2 protein-coding genes are annotated in these 2672 nt (G+C 71.0%); both read left to right on the plus strand.

Going from position 1 to position 2672, the window contains the following annotated elements; all coding sequences use genetic code 11:
- The first annotated feature begins 476 nt into the window (after positions 1–476).
- On the plus strand, positions 477–902 hold the full coding sequence (locus ACFWEE_RS19040) for a hypothetical protein (RefSeq protein ID WP_386890481.1): 426 nt from the start codon (positions 477–479) through the stop codon (positions 900–902).
- Positions 903–1015: 113 nt separating this feature from the next.
- Positions 1016–2672: tetratricopeptide repeat protein (locus ACFWEE_RS19045; protein WP_386890602.1), on the plus strand; the 1657-nt coding region annotated here is incomplete at its 3' end.

Genomic DNA, 2672 nt, shown 5'->3' on the forward strand with positions numbered 1-2672 from the left:
TCCTGTTGCCTTTTGTTCTGGTGGTTTTTTTTTTTTTTTTAATCCACCGGCCCCCCCCGGGCCGCACCGGCCGGTGCGGCCGGTGCGGCCGGTGCGGCCGGTTGGTGCGGCCGGTGCACCAACCACACACCACCAACCAACCCCCCACACACCCACCCCCACCACCCCACCCCACACACCCACACGAAGCGACGACCCACCCCGGTTTGAACACCCGCCCCTCCGGCGCTCCACCCGCGGTTCCAACCCGCCCGGCGCGCGCCTTCACCGGGCAGCGAGACCGCCCCGCCCTGCCGTCGCGGGCCCAGCCGTCCATGCGCCCCGCAGCGGCCGGAAACCACCTACGCCACACCTGCTGGCTGGAGTTCGAAAGGCCTGTGAGGGACGCTCTCCGAACTCGCCCGGCGAATGCCGGGCGCGCTATCGTCGTTCCCCCGTTCACGACGGGGCTTTGAGCAGAAACGGGGGGCTGAACTGTGGCTGTTTCGGGAGCGGCGCGGGTCGCGGTGTGGGTGGTCGCGGTAGTAGCCGGGACGGTGTCGATCGGGCTGATCGTGGCACTGGTGGTGAACCCCGACATGGCCGACCGGACCGCGTCCGTGACCGGCGCGATCGTCGGACTGGTCGCCACCGTCCTCGCCGTCGTCGCCCTCGTCCGCCCTCCGGGCGGCGGTGGCGGTGCCGGGGTGCGCCGGGTGCGTGCCGGACAGGGCGGGATCGCCGCCGGCGGGAACATCACCCACGTCGCCTTCGGGGACAACTCCCGCGTCATCGGCCACCCGACCGCACCCCGCACGGCCCCGTCCACCGACCAGGCCGACGTACGCACGGGACGCGACGGAATCGCCGCCGCCGGAGACGTCACGGACATCGCCTACGGCGACGACAGCGAACGCCGATGACCCCCCTCTGGCCCCGCCGCCGCAACGACGACGAAGCAGCCGAACCGGCCGCCTCGAACCGCCCCACCCCGTCCACGGCACCTCCCGCCCAGGTAACCGCCGGGGACAGCAGTGTGGCTTCCGGGCAGGACGCATCCCACATCGCCTTCGGGCCGAACAGCCAGGTCAACGACAACCGTCGCTACATCACACAGACCGCGCCGAAAGACGTCTCCTGGCCGCTGGAAATCGGCACGATCCCCGCCCTCGCGACCGCCTTTCAACCGCGTGCCGGAGTACGCGACCAGATCAACGAAGTGCGCACGGCCGGGTCGACGGCGGTGCTGACACAGGTACTGTCCGGCGGCGGCGGGGTCGGCAAATCCCAGCTCGCCGCCGCGTACGCCACCGAAGCCCTCCACAACGGCACCGACCTCGTCCTCTGGGTAAGCGCGGCCGAGGTCCAGCAGGTCGTCACCCTCTACGCCCTGGCAGCGCTCCGGGTCTCAGCACCGGGGGCGACCGGCGACGACCCCGAACACGACGCCGGTGCGTTCCTGTCGTGGCTGGCCACCACCGGACGGCGGTGGCTGATCATCCTCGACGACATCACCGACCCGGCAGGGATGACCGGGTGGTGGCCGGCCAGCCGGACCGGCACCGGGTGGGTGCTGGCGACCACCCGCCTCCACGACGCCGCCCTCACCGGCAACGGCCGCAAACGCATCCCAGTCGACGTCTACACCTCCACCGAAGCCGTCGCCTACCTCCGCGCCCGGCTCACCGGCGACGACGCTGGGCACCTCCTCGACGGCGCCGTCGGCGACCTCGCCGAAGCGCTCGGGCACTTGCCGCTCGCCCTCGGCCACGCCGCGGCCTACATGCTCAACCAGGACCTCCGCGTCGCCGAGTACCTGTCCCTCTTCAACGACCACGACCGGCGCCTTAGCCAGCTCCTCCCCGAGACCGCCGACGCCGACGGTTACGGGCGGCAGATCGCCACCACGCTCCTGCTCTCCCTCGACGCCGCACAGCGCACCGAGCCCGTCGGCCTCTCCCGATCCGCACTCCGAATCGCCGCCCTGCTCGACCCCGCAGGACACCCCCACGCCCTGTGGCACACCCCCGCCGTCCTGTCCTACCTCGGCAACCACCGCACTCCCGGAGAACACGGCACCGGTACCGGAAAAGCGGGCGAACCCGTTACGCCGGAGCAGGCCAACGCGGCGCTACGGGTCCTCCACCGCTACGCGCTCGTCACCACCGACCGGCGCCAGGAGCCCCGCGCCGTACGCATCCACGCCCTCACCGCCCGGGCCGCACGCGAAATCACATCAAAGGCGGCTCTTCCTCGCCTCGCGCACACAGTCGCCGAAGCCATGCTGGACATCTGGCCCGACGTCGACCAGATCGTCCCTGATGTGGCTGCGACCCTGCGTACAAACGTTGATCACCTTCAGCAGCACGCCAGCAACCATCTCTGGCAGACAGACGGTCACTACCTCCTTCACCGCGTCGGCGCCAGCTTGCACGACGCGGGCCTCACAATCGCGGCTATCGCAAGCGGGGAACAGCTCTCAGGCACCAGCGCACTCGTCCTCGGGCCCGACCACCCCGCCACCGTCACCGCCCGCAGCAACCTCGCCAACTCCTACGCGGAAGCGGGGCGCACCACCGAAGCCACCACCCTGCGCGAAAGCGTCCTCGCCGACCAGGAACGACTCCTCGGCCGCAACCACCCCGCCACCCTCACCGCCCGCAGCAACCTCGCCGCCTCCTACGCGGCCATGG

The sequence above is a fragment of the Streptomyces sp. NPDC060184 genome, assembly GCF_042728795.1.
Classification (GTDB): domain Bacteria; phylum Actinomycetota; class Actinomycetes; order Streptomycetales; family Streptomycetaceae; genus Streptomyces.